General features: G+C 45.9%; 16 protein-coding genes. 1 reads left to right on the forward strand and 15 read right to left on the reverse strand.

Features of this window, described 5'->3' with window-relative positions; all coding sequences use genetic code 11:
- Positions 1 to 7: 7 nt before the first annotated feature.
- From AB9H30_RS18850 to AB9H30_RS18915, 14 genes are all read right to left on the reverse strand, one after another.
- Entirely contained in the window at positions 8 to 787 is a 780-nt protein-coding gene (locus AB9H30_RS18850; RefSeq protein ID WP_371196348.1) for a cell division protein FtsQ/DivIB, read from the reverse strand.
- On the reverse strand, positions 777 to 1,730 hold the full coding sequence (locus tag AB9H30_RS18855; RefSeq protein WP_371196349.1) for a D-alanine--D-alanine ligase: 954 nt from the start codon (positions 1,728 to 1,730) through the stop codon (positions 777 to 779). Before AB9H30_RS18855 ends, AB9H30_RS18850 begins: the two co-directional genes overlap by 11 nt.
- A complete protein-coding gene (murC, locus tag AB9H30_RS18860; RefSeq protein WP_371196350.1) occupies positions 1,727 to 3,205 on the reverse strand; it encodes a UDP-N-acetylmuramate--L-alanine ligase in 1,479 nt (492 codons plus the stop codon). Before murC ends, AB9H30_RS18855 begins: the two co-directional genes overlap by 4 nt.
- Positions 3,192 to 4,319: an undecaprenyldiphospho-muramoylpentapeptide beta-N-acetylglucosaminyltransferase gene (gene murG, locus AB9H30_RS18865; RefSeq protein ID WP_371196351.1), complete on the reverse strand. Its 1,128-nt coding sequence runs from the start codon at positions 4,317 to 4,319 to the stop codon at positions 3,192 to 3,194. The genes murC and murG overlap by 14 nt, the downstream gene beginning before the upstream one ends.
- Positions 4,312 to 5,571, reverse strand: a complete 1,260-nt coding sequence (gene ftsW / locus AB9H30_RS18870; protein WP_371196352.1) for a cell division protein FtsW — start codon at positions 5,569 to 5,571, stop codon at positions 4,312 to 4,314. Before ftsW ends, murG begins: the two co-directional genes overlap by 8 nt.
- The gene (gene murD / locus AB9H30_RS18875; RefSeq protein WP_371196353.1) at positions 5,568 to 6,941 is read right to left on the reverse strand and encodes a UDP-N-acetylmuramoyl-L-alanine--D-glutamate ligase; all 1,374 of its coding nucleotides are present in this window, start codon (positions 6,939 to 6,941) and stop codon (positions 5,568 to 5,570) included. The genes ftsW and murD overlap by 4 nt, the downstream gene beginning before the upstream one ends.
- A 4-nt stretch (positions 6,942 to 6,945) precedes the next feature.
- On the reverse strand, positions 6,946 to 8,028 hold the full coding sequence (gene mraY / locus AB9H30_RS18880; protein ID WP_371196354.1) for a phospho-N-acetylmuramoyl-pentapeptide-transferase: 1,083 nt from the start codon (positions 8,026 to 8,028) through the stop codon (positions 6,946 to 6,948).
- On the reverse strand, positions 8,022 to 9,437 hold the full coding sequence (murF, locus tag AB9H30_RS18885; RefSeq protein WP_371196355.1) for a UDP-N-acetylmuramoyl-tripeptide--D-alanyl-D-alanine ligase: 1,416 nt from the start codon (positions 9,435 to 9,437) through the stop codon (positions 8,022 to 8,024). The genes mraY and murF overlap by 7 nt, the downstream gene beginning before the upstream one ends.
- The gene (locus tag AB9H30_RS18890) at positions 9,434 to 10,996 is read right to left on the reverse strand and encodes a UDP-N-acetylmuramoyl-L-alanyl-D-glutamate--2,6-diaminopimelate ligase (protein WP_371196356.1); all 1,563 of its coding nucleotides are present in this window, start codon (positions 10,994 to 10,996) and stop codon (positions 9,434 to 9,436) included. Before AB9H30_RS18890 ends, murF begins: the two co-directional genes overlap by 4 nt.
- Entirely contained in the window at positions 10,983 to 12,779 is a 1,797-nt protein-coding gene (locus AB9H30_RS18895) for a penicillin-binding transpeptidase domain-containing protein (protein WP_371196357.1), read from the reverse strand. Before AB9H30_RS18895 ends, AB9H30_RS18890 begins: the two co-directional genes overlap by 14 nt.
- Entirely contained in the window at positions 12,776 to 13,102 is a 327-nt protein-coding gene (gene ftsL, locus AB9H30_RS18900) for a cell division protein FtsL (protein WP_371196358.1), read from the reverse strand. Before ftsL ends, AB9H30_RS18895 begins: the two co-directional genes overlap by 4 nt.
- Positions 13,099 to 14,037 carry a 16S rRNA (cytosine(1402)-N(4))-methyltransferase RsmH gene (rsmH, locus tag AB9H30_RS18905; RefSeq protein WP_371196359.1) on the reverse strand — a complete coding sequence of 313 codons (939 nt, stop codon included), beginning with the start codon at positions 14,035 to 14,037 and terminating at the stop codon, positions 13,099 to 13,101. The genes ftsL and rsmH overlap by 4 nt, the downstream gene beginning before the upstream one ends.
- The gene (gene mraZ, locus AB9H30_RS18910; protein ID WP_371196360.1) at positions 14,034 to 14,492 is read right to left on the reverse strand and encodes a division/cell wall cluster transcriptional repressor MraZ; all 459 of its coding nucleotides are present in this window, start codon (positions 14,490 to 14,492) and stop codon (positions 14,034 to 14,036) included. The genes rsmH and mraZ overlap by 4 nt, the downstream gene beginning before the upstream one ends.
- Before the next feature lie 265 nt (positions 14,493 to 14,757).
- Positions 14,758 to 15,522 carry a SapC family protein gene (locus AB9H30_RS18915; protein ID WP_371196361.1) on the reverse strand — a complete coding sequence of 255 codons (765 nt, stop codon included), beginning with the start codon at positions 15,520 to 15,522 and terminating at the stop codon, positions 14,758 to 14,760.
- A 307-nt stretch (positions 15,523 to 15,829) separates the two neighbouring features.
- On the opposite strand from AB9H30_RS18915, the gene AB9H30_RS18920 reads away from it, so the two are divergent.
- Positions 15,830 to 17,059, forward strand: a complete 1,230-nt coding sequence (locus tag AB9H30_RS18920) for a dipeptidase (protein ID WP_371196362.1) — start codon at positions 15,830 to 15,832, stop codon at positions 17,057 to 17,059.
- A 206-nt stretch (positions 17,060 to 17,265) separates the two neighbouring features.
- On the opposite strand, the gene AB9H30_RS18925 is transcribed toward AB9H30_RS18920, so the two are convergent.
- The gene (locus AB9H30_RS18925) at positions 17,266 to 17,622 is read right to left on the reverse strand and encodes a transposase (protein WP_371196363.1); all 357 of its coding nucleotides are present in this window, start codon (positions 17,620 to 17,622) and stop codon (positions 17,266 to 17,268) included.
- Positions 17,623 to 17,930: the final 308 nt, after the last annotated feature.

A 17,930-nucleotide genomic window follows, 5' to 3' on the forward strand; every position in this document is an offset into this window, starting at 1 on the left:
AACCACCTTAATTGTTTGTATTGTTATCGGTTTCAGCTCGGCTTATTGGGAACGCATCTGCCCATCCAACAGCCAAGCCTGTATCATAACGCAAATCGATATAATTTATCGCTTTTTTTTCTTCTTTTAGCAGCGGATAAACATCTATAAACCGTTGTAATCGTTTAATATATTCCTGCCTACCTAAATTTAATGTCACGCCGTTTTTTAACAGTAAAGTCCAAGCGAACCTTTCGCTAAGTACTAGCTGATCAATTCGCTGTCCGCTAGCGCGTAATAACGCTCTCATATGCTGATAACCGGTCAATGCTGTTTTCTCGCTGCCACCCGGTCCGAACAACAGTGGTAGAGCGTCATTTTCCAGTTCACCATCAAAACTATCGCCATACTTATTAAGTAGTAAATCATCATTCCATCTTGCAACCGCTTGTTCTTCAATCACATGAATGTACAAGCTGCTTGGCCAACGTTTTCGAATAGACGCAGAATATATCCATGCTTCATTTTCTACCAGTTGATGTACATCATTGACATCAATTGCAAAAAAGCTGCCAGCATGCTGTTTACGGATCTTTAATTCAAGGCCTTCAGCATTCAACATCTTAATGTTACCGCTCAGCACAATATTTTGAACCGGCAGCCGTTGCTCATCCTGCAGCCACTGATAGCTCTTCACGCCTCCGAAAATGAGCAGCGCGATAACCACAAAAAACACCGTCAAGCCAATAGGTAATGGTACCTTGTCTTGTTCGATATCATGTTCGGTGGTGGCAAGCTCATTTACCATGCGGCTTAAGACTCTCCTCTAAAATGGTCAATACCAACTCTTCAAAACTCAAACCTGCTTGCTTTGCCGCTTTTGGTACCAGAGACTTTGTGGTCATGCCAGGCACCGTATTAGATTCTAATAAATAAAATGTGCCGTTTTGGTGGCGCATTACATCAATGCGTCCCCAGCCACTGCCGGATAGTGCCTCAAATGCAGTAAGAGCAAGCTGTCCCAACTGTTGCTCTTCGGCAAGCGGTAAACCTGAGGGACAAAAATATTGGGTCGTATCAGTTTTATATTTGGCATCGTAGTCATAAAACACATTTGGAGACGTCATTCGAATTGACGGGAGAGCCTGTCCATCGAGTATCGCAACGGTATATTCAGGCCCATCGATATACGTTTCTACTAAGACATTATCGTCATACTCAAAGGCATTTTGTACAGCGCGTGCAAGCTGGGGGCTATTTTCAGCCCTCGCCATACCCAAGCTTGAACCTTCATTGGAAGGCTTTACCATAACCACGCCGCCCAAATCTTTTAATATCTGTTCACACTCAGCACTCTGGTATGTTTGTTTATCTAACACTCGGTAATCTGCAGTGGGAAGGTCTCTGGCCGACCAAACCAGTTTTGAATATATTTTATCCATGGCGAGCGCTGAGCCCAATACGCCCGAGCCCGTATAGGGAATTTTGAGCTGCTCTAATGCACCTTGCAAAACACCGTCTTCACCACCTCTGCCGTGCAGAATGATAAAGGCACGATCAAATTTTTCAGACACCAGTTCATAAATTGAGCGTGATGATGGGTCGAATGGGTGTGCATCAACACCTGCTTGTAACAGCGCAGTCAATACTGCATGACCAGATGCCAAGCTGACTTCGCGCTCTGCTGAGTCACCGCCTAATAGCACAGCAACTTTGCCGTAAGCCTCTACATTGGAAAGCGATAAATTCATAAATCCTCCAAAGCGCGCATCGCCATTTTTTGTGCATCACACTGCATATTCTCAAGCTCTTGTGCTAGGTTGCCTATATTGCCAGCCCCCTGCATAAACAGTACATCGTCTGCCTGCAAAATATCGGGCAATACTTTAAATAGCTGGGATGGACTGCCTATATAAACGGGATCTAACTTGCCGCGACGACGAATCGATCCACACAATGACTTGCTGTCGATGCCGTCAATCGGGCTCTCACTGGCTGCGTAGATATCAAGTAATAGCAAACAATCTACGTCTGACAGCACACTTACAAACTCTTCATATAAATCCCGCGTTCGGGTATATCGATGCGGCTGATAAACCATTACTAAGCGTCTGTTTGGCCAGTTACTTCTGGCCGCTGCAATGGTCATCGCCACTTCGGTTGGATGGTGGCCATAGTCGTCCATCAGTGTAATTGTCGATGTTTGATTCGTGTTTGCTGCAATATTGAAATCACCAAGATGCTGAAAACGTCGACCGATGCCGCCAAATGCCGCTAATGCAGTTAATATGTCGGCATCTGCAATACCTTCATCGGTTGCCACTGCAATTGCAGCCGTGGCGTTTAACACGTTATGCACACCGGTCAAGTTTAAGGCCACTGCTAGATCATCGTGATTTGGACGAGACACCACAAATTCGCTGCGATTTATGCCATACGTGATATTAGAAATAACAAAGTCATTGTTGCGATTTTGACCGTAAGTGACGCACTTACGCTCAATTTTTGGCAATAGCTGGGTAATAATCGGATCGTCGCCGCATAGCACGGCCAAACCATAAAAAGGCAAATTATGCAGAAACTCTACATAGGCCTGCTGCATTCTGTCGAAGTCGCCTTCGTAGGCTTCTAGATGATCAGCTTCAATATTGGTGACAACCGACACGGTGGGCTGCAGATGCAAAAATGACGCATCCGATTCGTCGGCCTCAGCGATCAAATATTTACTAGCGCCTAATTTGGCATTAGTACCAGCGCTATTGAGTAAGCCACCGATGACGTAAGTTGGGTCGAGTTTAGCCTGTGAATAAATTGTTGCCAGCAGGCTAGTCGTAGTGGTTTTACCATGTGTACCGGCAATCGCAATGCCATATCGAAAACGCATTAGCTCCGCCAACATCTGTGCGCGACCAATCACCGGTATACGATTCTCGCTTGCTTGAAGCAACTCTGGGTTGTCACGCTTAATCGCGCTCGATACCACCAGCAAATCGGCCTCAAAAGCATTGCTTGCTTGGTGCCCAAAAAATACGGTGGCGCCCAAACTCTTTAAACGTGCGGTCATGTCGCTTGGACTCATATCGGAGCCGCTCACTTTGTATCCTAAGTTAATCATGACTTCAGCGATACCGCCCATACCGGCGCCGCCGATCCCCACAAAGTGAATATGATCAACTGAGCGCATTTTATGTTGCGCCGCTTCAATGGAAGTATTACTTAAGCTCATCTTCCACCTCCGTGTTGTTTATCGTGTGTTTACCTATAAGTGACTCGCAATAATCTGCGACCTGCACCGTGGCATGAGTTTGACTCAGTAATCTGGCCTTATTGGCTATATCTTGTCGATAGCTTGGATCAGCAAATACTTTTGCCAGCACCAAGGGCAGCTCTTTGGCAAGCACTGATTGTTGCAAAATAATGGCGGCGTCGCGTTTTGCTAAATTTTCTGCGTTTAAAGTTTGATGATCATCTACAGCAATGGGTAATGGCACAAATATAGCCACCCGCCCTGCCGCTGCTACTTCAGCAACGGTGAGCGCACCCGCTCGGCAAATAACCACATCGGCCCATGCATAGGCTTGTTCAACATCATCAATAAATTCTGTGATGGTAAGTTCACAATCATGCTGATTCAGCGTTTGATAAGCCTTTTTAACCGGCTCTGATTTATCTTTACCCGTTTGATGCCAAACGTCGACCACATGATTTTTTTGCAAATCAACCAGTACAGGGGGCACCATTTCATTCAGAGCCAAGGCCCCTAAACTACCGCCCACAATCAGGACTCTTAAGTTTCTGTCTGGCTGATGCTTTAAAGGGGCAATGTCTGCAAAGCCACTGCGAATTGGATTACCAACAAAAACGGCGGTAGACGGTGCTTTGCTCAATTTAGGATTAACTGAAGTATCAAAACCACTTAGCACCAAAGCTGCTATTTTAGCCAAATATCTATTGGTTAAACCAAATACTGCATTTTGCTCGTGCAAAACGATAGGGATGCCGAGGGTGTATGCCGCAATGCCGCCTGGACCACTGGCGTAACCGCCCATTCCCAATACCACGTCTGGTTGAATATTTTTAAGCAGTTTGCGGGCAGCAAAAACAGCTTTTAGCAGTGTAAATGGCGTGATTAGCTTAACCACAAGTCCCTTGCCTCTGAGCCCTGCTATGTTCAAAAAATGAATCACAAACCCATGCTTGGGCACCACTTGAGCCTCCATCTTATCGGCGGTGCCAAACCACTGCACCTGCCAATCGCGATGTTTTAATTCCGTGGCCACCGCCAATCCCGGAAATACATGACCGCCGGTGCCTCCGGCCATAATTACAATGCTAGGCATTGGCTGCCTCCATTGTATCGTTATCGCCTATTGTAGTTTTCGTATTTGTTCGTTTTGGCGGTTTTGGAGTACGTTTATTTCGAGAAATTGCCTGCACACCGTCAACCCGCATTTCAAAGTCAATACGCACCAGCAGCGCCACCGCAATACTCATGATGATCAGAGACGAGCCGCCAAAGCTAACCAAGGGCAAAGTTAACCCTTTTGTTGGCAACACTCCTGAGCTTGCACCAATATTTACGGCGGTTTGAAAACTAAACCAAATGCCAATACTGTAGGCCACAAAACCGTCAAACGGCCGATCATTGGCAAGGGCTTTGCTGCCTATCTGAAGGGCAATAATCACCATCAATAAAATTAGAGTCAGCACGCACATCACGCCAACAAAACCTAACTCTTCAGCGAGTATGGCAACAATAAAATCGGTATGGGCTTCAGGTAAAAACTCGAGCTTTTGAACGCTATTGCCAAGACCTTGCCCAAACCATGAACCCCGACCATAGGCCATTAGCGACTGCGTAAGTTGATAGCCAGAGCCAAAAGGGTCAGCCCATGGGTCCATGAATGCGGTAATCCGCTTCATTCGGTATTCTGATAAAACAATTAGTGTGACCACCGCAGACAAACCGGCAAAAGCCAGCGCGAAAAACTGCCAAAGCTTAGCGCCCGCCAAAAACAGCAGCGCCATAGTCGTTGCCAACATTACAATCACGGTACCTAAATCTGGTTGAAATAGTAGCAGCGTAGCGAGCACAAAAAACACGGCCAAAGGCTTAAGGAAGCCTTTAACATTTTCGGTAACTTGTTCGTATCGGCGCACCAAGTACCCCGCTAAATAGCAAAAGAAGAACAGCTTGGCAGGCTCTGCCGCCTGCACCGTTATTGGACCAATGACTATCCATCGAGTACTGCCGTTGACGGTTCTGCCAATAATCAATACCGCTACTAACAAAGCGATTGCCAACAATAATAAATATGGATTTGCAGCTCGCCAAAACTGCATGGGAATATTAAACACAAGCATTGAGCAAAGCACCGCGATGCCAATGTAAATAGCGTGGCGAATCGCAAAGTGAAAGGGGTTGTCGTATAAGCGCTCAGCAATTGGCATAGAGGCAGAAGTCACTATCACAAAACCAATAGAAAATAAGGCAATGGCGATTAATACTAACCCTAGGTTATAGGCACGAGGCGTTTGATTGTCGTGCTTTGCGGCAAACAGGTCGGCTAGGCGCTGGCTGGTTTCGCTCATGCGGCCTCCCCGAATACGGCTTGCTTAAATTGCTCACCCCGGTCTTGGTAGTTTTTAAACATATCTAGGCTGGCACATGCAGGTGAGAGCAGTACTAGGCTGGGCTCATCTTTTAAGGCTGCTTTTTGTTTGGCTAAACTTACTGCCTGCTGCAAGTTTTCGACCAATACAATGTGCTCACCCATGTTCAAAAACCGCTGTGCATCTTTACCAAAAACAATACACCACTCCACATAGCGTTTTAGCGGTGCGCTTAAACAAGATAAGTCTGCGCCTTTAGCATCACCACCGGCAATTAAGATCGTACGCAATTTTAAGTGATGTGCACTTTCGAGTGCAGCAATACAAGCGCCAGGATTAGTGGCTTTTGAATCATTGATAAAACGGACGTTACCGGCTTGGGCAACAAACTCAAAACGATGCGCTAATCCGGTATAGCTTTGGAGTTCCGTTATTGCATGTTCAATAGGCAGATTTAAACAGCGATGAATCGCCAACACAAATTGCATATTTAGCATCACATGCGGTAGCGGCAGATGAATATTTGCCCAAGGTATCAGCAGTTGCTCTTGGCACTTCAGCCCTTGCGCATCTTGCCAAAAGTTATGGCTGCTTAGTTTACCCTTTGGCTGAGCTTGCGAAACACTTGCATCATAATCGCTAGTGCTCGCAAGATAAGTATGTGGATCATCTCGATTGACTACAACAGCCGTGGCTCGCTCGAATATTTTTTGCTTTGCAGCAGCATAGCCTGCAAAAGAGTCATGGCGATCAATGTGGTCTTCGGTAATGTTCAAAATACAGGCCACCGCAAGTGGCAGACGACGGCTTATATCTAATTGAAAGCTCGACAGCTCTAGCACGATAAAGTCGGCGGGTCGCCCCAATAAGTCGAGTGCACAAGTACCAAAATTACCGCCTAATAACGCGGTTTTGCCGCTTGCGGTGAGGGTGCGCTGCAGCATATCAACCACGGTGCTTTTGCCATTAGAGCCGGTAACACCGATGCAAGGGACTTGATTAAACTGCGCAAATATATCTAAATCGCTGATCGTATTTGGACTATGGCGAACCGATGCAAGCGCAGGATGCCGAGGGTCAATACCGGGGCTCAGCACCACATAATCAAAGCCCGTCAAATCGGTTTGCTCGTCCAACAAGCAAAGCTCAAACAAGCTACTTTCAGAAACTTGCATTTGTGCGCATAGAGCTGACTTTTCGAAAACCTTCTTATCAAACACGCTAAGTTTTGCGCCATTTTCTAATAGAAACTTGGTACACGAACGCCCAGTCACGCCCATGCCAATTATCGCAATGTGCTTGTTGCGATAGGGCGTAGCTTGATGAGTGCCTTCGTTACTATGCCGCATGTGTTTACCGTAATTTTAGGGTAGCAAGCCCGATTAAAACCAAAATTAATGAGATGATCCAAAACCGCACAATGACGCGCGGCTCTGGCCAGCCTTTCAGCTCGTAATGATGATGAATGGGCGCCATTCTAAAAATGCGTTTACCGCGCAGTTTGAAACTACCCACCTGTAAAATTACCGACAAGGTTTCTGCCACAAAAATGCCGCCCATAATGATCAACACGATTTCTTGACGAACCAGCACCGCCATTACGCCCAGTGTTGCTCCCAATGATAAGGAGCCAACATCGCCCATAAAAACTTGTGCAGGATAGGTGTTAAACCATAAGAAGCCGAGGCCCGCCCCTACAATTGCGGTGCACACAATGACTAGCTCGCCGGTAAGGGGAATAAACGGAATGTTTAAGTAATCAGAAAAATTCGCATTGCCTGTTACCCAAGCAAATACGGCAAAGGCCCCTGCCACTAAAATAACCGGCACAATGGCTAAGCCGTCTAAACCATCGGTTAAGTTGACCGCGTTGCTGGTACCAACAATAGCAAAATAGGCAATCACAATATAAAACACGCCCAGCTGAGGCAGTACATCTTTGAAAAAGGGGACAATAAGTGAGGTCTCCTGAGGAAGAGTCGCCGCGCTGTATAAGTAAAAGGCTACCGCAATAGCAATAACCGATTGCCAAAAATATTTCCAGCGCGCAATCAAACCTTTAGGGTCTTTTCTGACTACCTTTCGATAGTCATCCACAAAACCAAGAATACCGTAGGTGGCCACGACAAATAAGGTCACTAATACATAGCGATTAGACAAATCGGCCCACAGCAAGCAACTGATCAAAATAGCGGCCAAAATCAGCACGCCGCCCATCGTTGGAGTACCCGACTTTGAGAGGTGGCTCTGTGGTCCATCGTTTCTGACGGTTTGACCAATTTGCATGCGCTGCAGCCAGCGGATCATGGCCGGGCCAATCAAAATCGCAATTAGCAGGGCCGTTAGCGTGCTTAATATGGCGCGCAAGGTTAAATACGAAAATACATTGAACGCGCTTTCAAACTGCGTGAGCCACTCGGCTAACCAAATTAACATGGGTCTGACTCCTGCATTTTCTGTTCTTGGTACTGCAATTGAATGGCTTGCACCACGCGTTCCATTTTGGCGCTGCGTGAGCCCTTAACCAGAATGTTAATTGGTGTTTTATTGGCGGATATAGACGCATTTATTAGCAAACTCAACTGGCGCATAATATGAGAGATATCTTCGCAATGTTTACCCGTCTGGGCTAATACTTGGCTGGCATGATGGCTAAACTGGCCGATACTCAGCAGTGCGTCGACCCCCTTTTCTTGGGCATACTCGCCAATTTGCTGATGATACATTTGGGTTTGATCGCCGAGCTCACCCATGTCGCCAAATACAAGTATTTTTGGGCCGACATAGCTTACCAATAGGTCAATCGCGGCTTTTACTGAGGCCACATTGGCATTGTAAGAGTCATCAATAACGCGAATTTGTGAAGTGACGCTTTTTACATTTAATCGGCCCGAGACCGCACGCATTTCAAACAAGCCTTTTTGGACGTCGGCAAGCGATGCGCCAACCTGCATCGACAAGGCCGCGGCTAACACAGCATTGCCAATATTATGTGCACCGGGCACTCTTAGGCGGATGGCCACTTTGCCCACTGGGGATACTAATTCAAATTCTCCACAGCCTTCGCTATTACTAAACATATCAGTCGCGTGAAAATCGCCAGCTTCACTATCTGGAGAAAACGTTACCGCTTTGTGTCCGCTAGACTTGCCCTGCCAAAATTCATAGAACTGACTGTCGGTATTTAATACCGCCACACCAACATGGCTGAGGCCTTTGAAAATTTCGCTTTTTGCCCGAGCCACACCAAACAAACTGCCGAAGCCCTGCAGATGAGCAGGCGCTGCGTTTACGATTGTGGCGGCATCTGGCTTGACTAACATGGTGGTATAATCAATTTCACCCTGATGATTCGCGCCCATCTCAATGACCGCAAATTCATGTTCAGGCTTGAGCTCTAACAGCGTGAGCGGTACACCTATTTCATTATTAAAATTGCCTTTGGTTGCCAGCACTTTGCCTTTTTGCGCTAAAATCGAAGCCACCATTTCTTTGACCGTAGTTTTGCCGCTGCTGCCGGTAATACCGATAGTTTTAGGATTGACTACCGCGCGCACCGCAGCTGCTAACATGCCAAGAGCTTTGGTAGTATCGCTCACTCGAATAAGCGGGAGTGGGCAATCAACCACTTGACTCACCACTACTGCGCTGGCGCCGCGCTCTATCGCTTTACTGATGTAATCATGCCCGTTGAAATTATCGCCAACCAAGGCAATAAACAAATCACCTCTTTGTAAAGAGCGAGTGTCGGTACTGACCGCATTCACTAGCATGTCTTTTACGCTTTGGGTGCTTATTTGCCCCTCGACCGCGTTGGCAATCCAATCTAAACTAACTTCAATCATGCTACTGCCTCCGTACTGAGTTGCTGCACAAATGCGCGCTCATTGTAGGGTATGCGTTGATTATTTATTTCGAGGTAATCTTCGTGGCCCTTTCCCGCCACTAAAATAAGGTCACCTTTATGACTGTTTTTCCATGCCCAGCGAACTGCTGATTTACGGTCTAACTCAACATGCACATCACCTGTGCCATGGATACCCGCTTTGATATCGTTCACTATCTCAAGGGCCGACTCATTTCGGGTATTATCTTGGGTGAGCACTACCACATCACTACAGTCGCTTGCAGCCTTGCCCATCAGTGGGCGCTTAGTTTTATCGCGATCGCCACCGCAGCCAAAAACACAGTAAAGCTTGCCAGAAGTATGTCGTCTTGCCGCGACTAATGCCTGCTGAAGGGCGTCAGGGGTGTGCGCATAGTCAACGATCATATTGGCATGTGGACTATCGTTAACAAAAAGCTCCATGCGGCCAAGTACGCCTTTTACGCATTTAATTTGCTCAGTTAAGGCTTTAAACGACTCACCTTGCAGCAACCTTGCACTCAGCGCCGCTAATAAATTCGATACATTAAAATCACCAAAAAGCGGCGAGTGAAGGTCTGCATTCCCCCAGCTAGATGTAAGCAAAAAGGAAATGCCTTCATGGGTGTAACGCAAATTGCTGGCTAAGCAAAAATGCTCCGCGTTTGCAGGTATATTTTCAGAGCGCTTTCCATACCATGCGATACTGACATTAGCGGCGCAATCGTCGCGCCATTGCTGTGATTCTGGATCGTCTGCGTTTAATACGACTTGTTTTAAACTGCTAACCTTTAGTAGGCCTCTTTTTGCACTTGCGTAAGCGGCTAAGGTGCCATGATAATCTAAATGGTCTTGTGTCAAATTTGTGAAGATTGCGGTGCTAATGGGCAAGCCGGCTAAACGCTGCTGCTCAATACCGTGGGAAGACGCTTCTAAACAATAATTATTAATACCTTTAGCTTGAAGCAAAGCTAAGACCTTGTAATGAGACACAATATCAGGAGTGGTGTTAACGCCAACCGGCATGTTGTGCATCGTCACTTGGTGGTTTTCTAATGTGTAAACATTTAAACCAAGAGTACCTAAACAGGCGCTTTGCTCTTGGCTCGACAAAGCTAATTGTGCGTACAGTGAGGCTACTGAGGTTTTACCATTTGTGCCGGTAACAGCCGTAATGTTGGTCTTGTGCTGGCTAGTAAACAATTGAGATAGCAGAGTCGGTAAGCGCTGTTTAAGCTGCGTTACGCTGAGTATCGAACAGTCTTGCGCTTTCGCATGTTCTAAGGTGTTTTCGCTCGGTATTGATTCACACAGTACTAACTTACAACCTCTAGAAATTGCATCATCGATATAGGCATGGCCGTCTGCAAGGGCACCTCTCATGGCAATAAATGCATGTTCAATGGTCACATTACGACTGTCCAAAGTAATATCAGAAACCGTTAATGCCTGGGCTGTTAATGCGGCGTGCTCAAGGCTTAGAGCCTTGAGCCCATTGCTTAGCTGCGTGCAGTTAAATTGGATGTTATCGAGCAGCATGAAGTTGTTTCTCCAAAGCTAACTCAGCATCCATTGCAGTTACCGCATCAGGCGGAATGTTTAACATGTGCAGCGTTGCCGACACAATCGCAGAAAATGTTGGCGCAGCAGTATCACCGGCATAATACTTATCACCACCGGGTTCGTTAATTAGCACCACCACCGCAATTTGCGGATTTGAAACCGGTGCCACACCGGCAAAAATATTTACGTATTCTTCACCATAGCCGCCGGCTACCGCTTTTCGACTGGTGCCGGTTTTACCTGCAACCCGATAGCCTGGCACGGCGGCTTTAATACCCGAACCGCCTTTTTGAGTCACGGTTTCCATCATTTCAAGCACCGCATACGCATTTTCTTGGCTTAACACGCGCTCAGGTTGTTGAAGGTTCTCCATGCCTTTGATAATGCTTAAAGGCATTTTCACGCCGCCATTACCAATAGTGGCATACATCCGAGCAAGCTGGGCTGCAGTAACAGAAATACCGTAACCAAACGACAGGGTAGACAATTCAAAATTTGACCAGCGCGAACGTTCATGAAACAGACCGCTAGACTCACCGACCATGTTACTGCCGGTATCTTCCATAAGCCCCATGTTGTAATAGGTGTCCATCAAAAATTCTTTTTTAACTGAAAGCGCCAGTTTTGAGGTGCCCATATTTGATGAACGTTGGATGATTTCGGTTAATGAGATCTCACCAAAATTTCGTGGGTCTTGAATACGGCTGCCGCCCAAGCGCGCCCAACCTGGCGAAGTATCAATTATGCTGTCTTTTTGGACGGACCCAAATTCAAGGGCTGCCAACACTGCAAGGGGCTTTAAGGCCGAGCCAGGTTCAAAAGCATCGGTTACCGCACGATTTCTTACTCTAAAGCTTTTTACCGTCGAGCGATTATTAGGGTTATATGATGGTGTATTCGCCAATGCGAGGATTTCGCCAGAATGCACATCGACCACAACTACCGACGCCGAAGTCGCTTGAAATAACTGCGTGGCTTTTTTAATTTCTCTAAATGCCAATGCTTGAATGCGCTGGTCAATGGTCAATATAAGGTCGTTGGCTTTTTTGCCGGCTTCTTCTTCAATGATCTCAATTTGATTGCCTTGCGCATTTTGACGGATTTTGCGCTTGTCGGGCGTGCCGGTTAGCCAATCGTTATATAAACGTTCAATGCCCTCAAGCCCTTTATCATCAACATCGGTAAAACCAATAATATGCGACGACACTTCACCAGCAGGATAGTAACGCTTGGACTCTTCGCGCAGATAAATACCCGGAATGTTTAGCTTTTTAACAAAGGTCGCCATGGCTGGTGTAACTTGGCGCTGTAAATATACAAAGCGCTGAGCGGGGTTATCCACGCGGTTTATCAAAGTATCTGCGTCGGTTTCCAGCACTTCAGCTAGCGCTAACCAACGACGTCGGTCGCTGAGCGCGCCATTTTCGACGATGATTTTTGGGTCTGCATAAATTGCCTGAGCCGGCACCGAGACTGCCAACTGCTGACCGTGTCTATCGGTAATTAACCCGCGATAGCTGGCGTTATCGCGCACGCGAACCGTGCGGTTATCGCCTTGTTCGATGAGTCTGTCGGGCTGAATCACTTGAATATATGCCGCTCTAAATGCCAAGCAGGCAAACACCAATACAACACAACACAGCACAACCCAAAAGCGCCATTGCACAAAGCCAGGCGCCACTTTCTTATTGGCCTGCTTATTATTTTTCGGCGTTTTAGGTCGGCGTCTTGGTTTTTGAATAATAGCTGAAACGGTCATTGTGGTCTCACCCTTACCAATCTCTCGTCGTCTTGGGTCGGGCGGCGCATATTGAGTTTTTCTTGCACTAAGCGCTCGATGCGGTTGTGCTCAGTGAGTGCAGTTTGCTCAATGATCAAGTGTCGCCATTCGATATCTAAGGCGTCTTTTTCTTGAACCAATTGCTCTTGAGCGATAATTAATTGACGATTGTTGTGAGTGCTCACTACAACCGCTAACGCGCTTGCTATCACTGCTAAATACAAGAGTATTAGAAACAAATGACGACCTAAATCGGTCGCAATTATCATAATCAGATTGAAGTTTGCGCTGGGTTTTATCATAGCTTCTCTGCCACCCTCAACACCGAACTCCTACATCGCTTATTAACAGCAATTTCCTGTGCGCTGGGCATTATCGCTCTGCCAATAGCTTTGAGTCTTTTGCCAACATCGAGTTCACTTTGCTTCACTGGGAATTTACTGGGGTATACCGTGCCTTGGCTCTGGGTTTTAATAAACCGCTTTACCATGCGGTCCTCTAGCGAGTGAAAACTGATCACAGCTAATCGCCCGCCTGCTTTTAGCACATCAGTCGCACCGGCTAAACCCTCTTCCAATTGATCTAACTCGCCGTTTATGAAAATTCTTACGCCCTGAAAGCTTCTGGTAGCGGGGTGCTTATGCTTGTCTTTAACCGGCACGGCTTCGTCTATCAGTTTTGCAAACTCCGCGGTCGTTGTTAAAGGCTTGTCAACCCGGTACTCAAGCACGGCGTGTGCTATACGTTTACCAAACTTTTCTTCACCAAAGCGTTTTAATACGAATGTGATGTCTTCTAATGAAGCGCTATTTAACCAATCTGCGGCGCTCTGACCGCTACTGGTGTCCATGCGCATATCTAAAGGACCATCTTTTTGAAAGCTAAAGCCTCGATGGGCTTCGTCAAGCTGCGGAGATGACACGCCAATGTCCATTAACACGCCGTCAATCTCATACTTAAGATCAATTTGTTCAACCAAATCACTGATTTGTGCAAAAGGGATATGATGAATGCTAAAACGCTTGTCGTCAGTAAAGCTCTTAGACGCCTCTATAGCTGAAATGTCGCGATCAAAGGCAATGAGTCGACCCTTTGGGCCTAAACGATTGAGTATCGCGCGACTGTGGCCACCACGGCCAAAGGTAGCGTCGATATAAATACCGTTTGGCTTAATATTAAGACCATCGATGCTTTCGTTTAGCAATACAGAAGTATGTGCAGATGCGGCTACATTCATAGAGAAAATTCCTGAAGACGCTCGGTAAGTTCAAACTCACCTTCTTGCTCAGCAGCGATATCTTCAGAAATTTGTTGGTTCCATGCATGGTCACTCCAAATTTCGAACTTATTGAGTTGACCTACTAACATGATTTGTTTTTCGAGACCGGCATGTTGGCGAAGCGTTGATGCAAGCAATATGCGACCACTCTTATCCATTTCGCCTTCGCTGGCATTACCAAGCAAAAGACGCAACAAGCGACGTTCGTGAGGGTTAGTAGATGAAAGTTTGCGGAGTTTTAATTCGATTTCTTCCCATTCGGGAAGTGGGTAAAGTAGCAAACACTTTTGAGAAATATCAATGGTGCAGACCAGTTGTCCCTGGCAATCATCCATCAAAGACTCTCGATACTTCGTTGGTATCGTTAATCGTCCTTTACTGTCAAGATTGATTGCGTTAGCGCCGCGGAACATATCCCCTAGCCTTTATTTCTTGTTAGTAGCTTATTGTTTTTTTTATTAGCTGGTTACACCTGATAAAAACCCTTTTACGCCACTTTTACCCACTTTTTGACAGTTTATGTACGATTACCCCCACCTGTCAAGCTAATAAACCAATTAAATGCACCTTTTCGAAAACCAATAAAAACAAGGCCTGTACGCCCATACAGCAGTTTAAATAGACAAAAAAAAGCTGCTCTAGGAAGACCTGAGCAGCTTTTACTGTTAAAACAGATTGTTAGGCAGGAGTGGGTGCTTCTGCCGACTCTTGATTTACCGGAGAAATCTGTAAATTTTGGATAGGGTTGTCTGTTTTATTAGAAAGCTCGACCAAACGATTTAATTGTCCTAATGACAACATCATCGCGTACGCAGCGCCCAAATAGCCTGATTTATGTAAGGCTAGTATTTTGTCGTCGTCTAAATCTAGCAAACGCTTTTCGTTAATAGACAAAATACCGGTTACGTTGCGAGACTGCTTTGAACGGTAATTAATACGGACTTGAATTTCTTCGAGTAAGTTATGCTCTTGCAACAGCTTAATAAAACGCTGGTTTTGCACTTCGCTGTTTGCCAACTCCGCTAAAAACTGCTGGCGATTTTTAAGATACTCAGTTGGTTCACCAGCTTCAGTGAATAAGGCTTCGCCTTCTGCAACTAGCTGATCACTGTTCTCATCGATAAAAACACCAAGCTTATCGCCGTCAGGACGAATATCAAATGGATAGCGCTGAATGTTCAGTGGTACGTGTGGCCCTTGCCATTTGTCTTCAGCAAAGAATAAGTTAGAGCCTTGCTCTAAACCAAGCATAGCTACGGTATGCACGTTTTTAGTGTTTGGATCTTCAATAAATACAAGCGGCATAGAGCCAGAAAGCTGTGCAAATTCTCTGATAGTTGCAGCTGCAAGGTGCGTGTTCGAAGCGTATGCAAAATTCACTGCTGCATTCACTTTTAAGTCACTGTGCTTGTCTTTATCAAGCGGTACATAATTTATAGCCATTTAAACATCTCTTCATATTTTTATTCGTCAGTTCATCTAACGATATGTTGTGTTACTGGCACTGTTTGCTTATGCACCAGCTTAAAAAAAACCCGCGTATTATGAAACAAAGCCGCACTAAAGTCACCCGTTAAGCTACGAATAACTTTGCGTAATGCTGATCACTTTTGCTGGTTATTTATTCTTATGATCGTGAGACAAAACCTCATCAATTGGGTATAGTGAGTGATAACAGTTACTTATGACCCCAATAAGCGCAAAATCTTAGAATTACAGCTTACCAATATCAATCAACAATGGAGTTTTCATGAAAAACAATCGCTTTTCAAACGCCACCAAACTGACGCTTGCGGCCTTATCAATTGCTATATTAACAGCGTGTAACAGTACTCAAGCAGTGGTTGAACAAGAAAGTAGGCAAGACGCCGCCAAGCGCATTGCACAAGAAAACATTATTGTAGATGGTCATATCGATGTGCCGTATCGGGTAGAAAAAGGCTGGGAAGATGTGACAGTAGCTACAGCAAGCGGTGACTTCGATTACCCAAGAGCCGTGGTCGGCGGATTAGATGCGCCGTTTATGTCAATTTATATTCCCGCAAGCTTAGATAACTCTCCGGCGTCAACAGCGCTGGCGCACGACCTTATAGACTCAGTTGAAGCCATAGTGGGCAGAGCGCCCAACAAATTTGCACTGGCCTACAGCGTGGCCGACGTAGAAGAAAATTTTGCAAAGGGTTTAATTTCACTGCCTATGGGTATGGAAAATGGCTCACCGATTCAAGGCAGTATGGATACCTTAAAAGTATTTTATGAGCGCGGTATTCGCTACATTACCCTTGCCCACTCACAGTCAAACCATATTAGTGATTCATCGTACGATTTACGTCGTCAATGGAAAGGCTTAAGTCCTTTTGGCAAAGATCTTGTGCTCGAAATGAACAGACTGGGGATCATGATTGATATCTCACACGTGTCTGATGCCGCCTTTTACCAAAGTGTTGAGATAAGCAAAGCGCCGGTTATTGCCTCGCATTCTTCACTGCGCACCTTTACCCCAGGGTTTGAGCGCAACATGAGCGACGACATGATCAAAGCCTTAGCCAAGAATGAAGGCGTGATCATGATTAACTTTGGCTCTGGCTTTGTTAACCCAATGGCCCGAACATGGCGAGACAAGCTTGGTGAACAGCGCCAAGCGCTGATTGATACCTTTGGTGAAGATAGCACCGAAGTTGAAGACTTCAATACCAAATACGCTAAACAAAACCCCTATCCTTTTGCCGATTTAAACATGGTACTTGATCATATCGACTACGTTAGAGACTTAGTCGGTATCGACTACATTGGCATAGGCTCAGACTATGATGGCGTGGGCGATTCTCTCCCAGAGGGCTTAAAAGACGTGTCGACCTATCCAAATTTAGTGGCGGGTTTACTAGAGCGTGGATACAGCGAAGCAGACATCAAGAAAATATTGAATGAGAATGTATTAAGAGTATGGCGCAAGGTCGAGGAGATTGCTGCGGCTAGTTAATTGGGACAAATATTTGGAGAGGTGTTCATCTAGCTTTATTACTTCAAAGTCACCCATATAATTCGTGGTAAGTGTTTTTTCATCTTTTTAGTTTCATTGCTCCCTGCTATTTCTATTTATTCTTTGATTTCGGGTGGTTTTGCGTTGCTTAGGCAATACTTGCCCGTCATCACTCGCAAGTGACGATTGTATTGATTCGCTTTGCGCTACTCTTTAGCTGTCTTCATAGGCGTTGCTCGCGGTAAATAAACAGGCTCTCTTATCGCCATTATGTGTAGCGGCGAGTGACACTTCCTGCATTCGAACGGCGCTGGCTCATCACTCTTTTCACTTGGCTCAACATCAGTCTTAGGCTCGGCCATATTCAGCAAGCGCCTTGCGTGTTTGAGTTTAGTTGGGCTAGCAAGCAGGCCATAATGGCGAATACGATGGAAGGCATTGGGCAACACATGCAACATAAAACGCCGGATGAACTCGTGGGTATCGAGTGTCATCATTTTATGCATGTTGTTGCCTTTGTGTCGGTAGTCTTTGTATGTGAAGCTAACGTGCTGCTTATCCATACCTTGCAATCGACTGTTAGCAATGGCAACGCGATGCTTGTAGCGTGATACACGTGTAACTCATCGGGCGTGGCATCTTAAGGTGAGCGTTTTAGGTATTCTGCTAGCCTTTTTACGGCTCGAATGTAGCCGATTTGGGTTTTAGGATTGAGCTTTCGTACGCGCATATCTTCTATCATTCGTTAACGAAGAGGGCTTTGCGATCGTTATAAATCAAACGCTATACTATACAGCACTCATCAAAAGTGATACGTTTTAGCATCATAATGAGTGAGGTGATGTATGAGAACTACGGTTTCAATAGACGA

Origin of the sequence: Glaciecola sp. SC05 (assembly GCF_041380235.1) — a bacterium.
Classification (GTDB): Bacteria; Pseudomonadota; Gammaproteobacteria; order Enterobacterales; family Alteromonadaceae; genus Glaciecola.

What these genes read in the sequence shown, in the direction of transcription:
- AB9H30_RS18850 (WP_371196348.1), bottom strand. Translation starts at nt 787, where the DNA reads ATGGTAAATGAGCTTGCCACCACCGAACATGATATCGAACAAGACAAG.
- AB9H30_RS18855 (WP_371196349.1), bottom strand. Translation starts at nt 1,730, where the DNA reads ATGAATTTATCGCTTTCCAATGTAGAGGCTTACGGCAAAGTTGCTGTG.
- murC (WP_371196350.1), bottom strand. Translation starts at nt 3,205, where the DNA reads ATGAGCTTAAGTAATACTTCCATTGAAGCGGCGCAACATAAAATGCGC.
- murG (WP_371196351.1), bottom strand. Translation starts at nt 4,319, where the DNA reads ATGCCTAGCATTGTAATTATGGCCGGAGGCACCGGCGGTCATGTATTT.
- ftsW (WP_371196352.1), bottom strand. Translation starts at nt 5,571, where the DNA reads ATGAGCGAAACCAGCCAGCGCCTAGCCGACCTGTTTGCCGCAAAGCAC.
- murD (WP_371196353.1), bottom strand. Translation starts at nt 6,941, where the DNA reads ATGCGGCATAGTAACGAAGGCACTCATCAAGCTACGCCCTATCGCAAC.
- mraY (WP_371196354.1), bottom strand. Translation starts at nt 8,028, where the DNA reads ATGTTAATTTGGTTAGCCGAGTGGCTCACGCAGTTTGAAAGCGCGTTC.
- murF (WP_371196355.1), bottom strand. Translation starts at nt 9,437, where the DNA reads ATGATTGAAGTTAGTTTAGATTGGATTGCCAACGCGGTCGAGGGGCAA.
- AB9H30_RS18890 (WP_371196356.1), bottom strand. Translation starts at nt 10,996, where the DNA reads ATGCTGCTCGATAACATCCAATTTAACTGCACGCAGCTAAGCAATGGG.
- AB9H30_RS18895 (WP_371196357.1), bottom strand. Translation starts at nt 12,779, where the DNA reads ATGACCGTTTCAGCTATTATTCAAAAACCAAGACGCCGACCTAAAACG.
- ftsL (WP_371196358.1), bottom strand. Translation starts at nt 13,102, where the DNA reads ATGATAAAACCCAGCGCAAACTTCAATCTGATTATGATAATTGCGACC.
- rsmH (WP_371196359.1), bottom strand. Translation starts at nt 14,037, where the DNA reads ATGAATGTAGCCGCATCTGCACATACTTCTGTATTGCTAAACGAAAGC.
- mraZ (WP_371196360.1), bottom strand. Translation starts at nt 14,492, where the DNA reads ATGTTCCGCGGCGCTAACGCAATCAATCTTGACAGTAAAGGACGATTA.
- AB9H30_RS18915 (WP_371196361.1), bottom strand. Translation starts at nt 15,522, where the DNA reads ATGGCTATAAATTATGTACCGCTTGATAAAGACAAGCACAGTGACTTA.
- AB9H30_RS18920 (WP_371196362.1), top strand. Translation starts at nt 15,830, where the DNA reads ATGAAAAACAATCGCTTTTCAAACGCCACCAAACTGACGCTTGCGGCC.
- AB9H30_RS18925 (WP_371196363.1), bottom strand. Translation starts at nt 17,622, where the DNA reads ATGGATAAGCAGCACGTTAGCTTCACATACAAAGACTACCGACACAAA.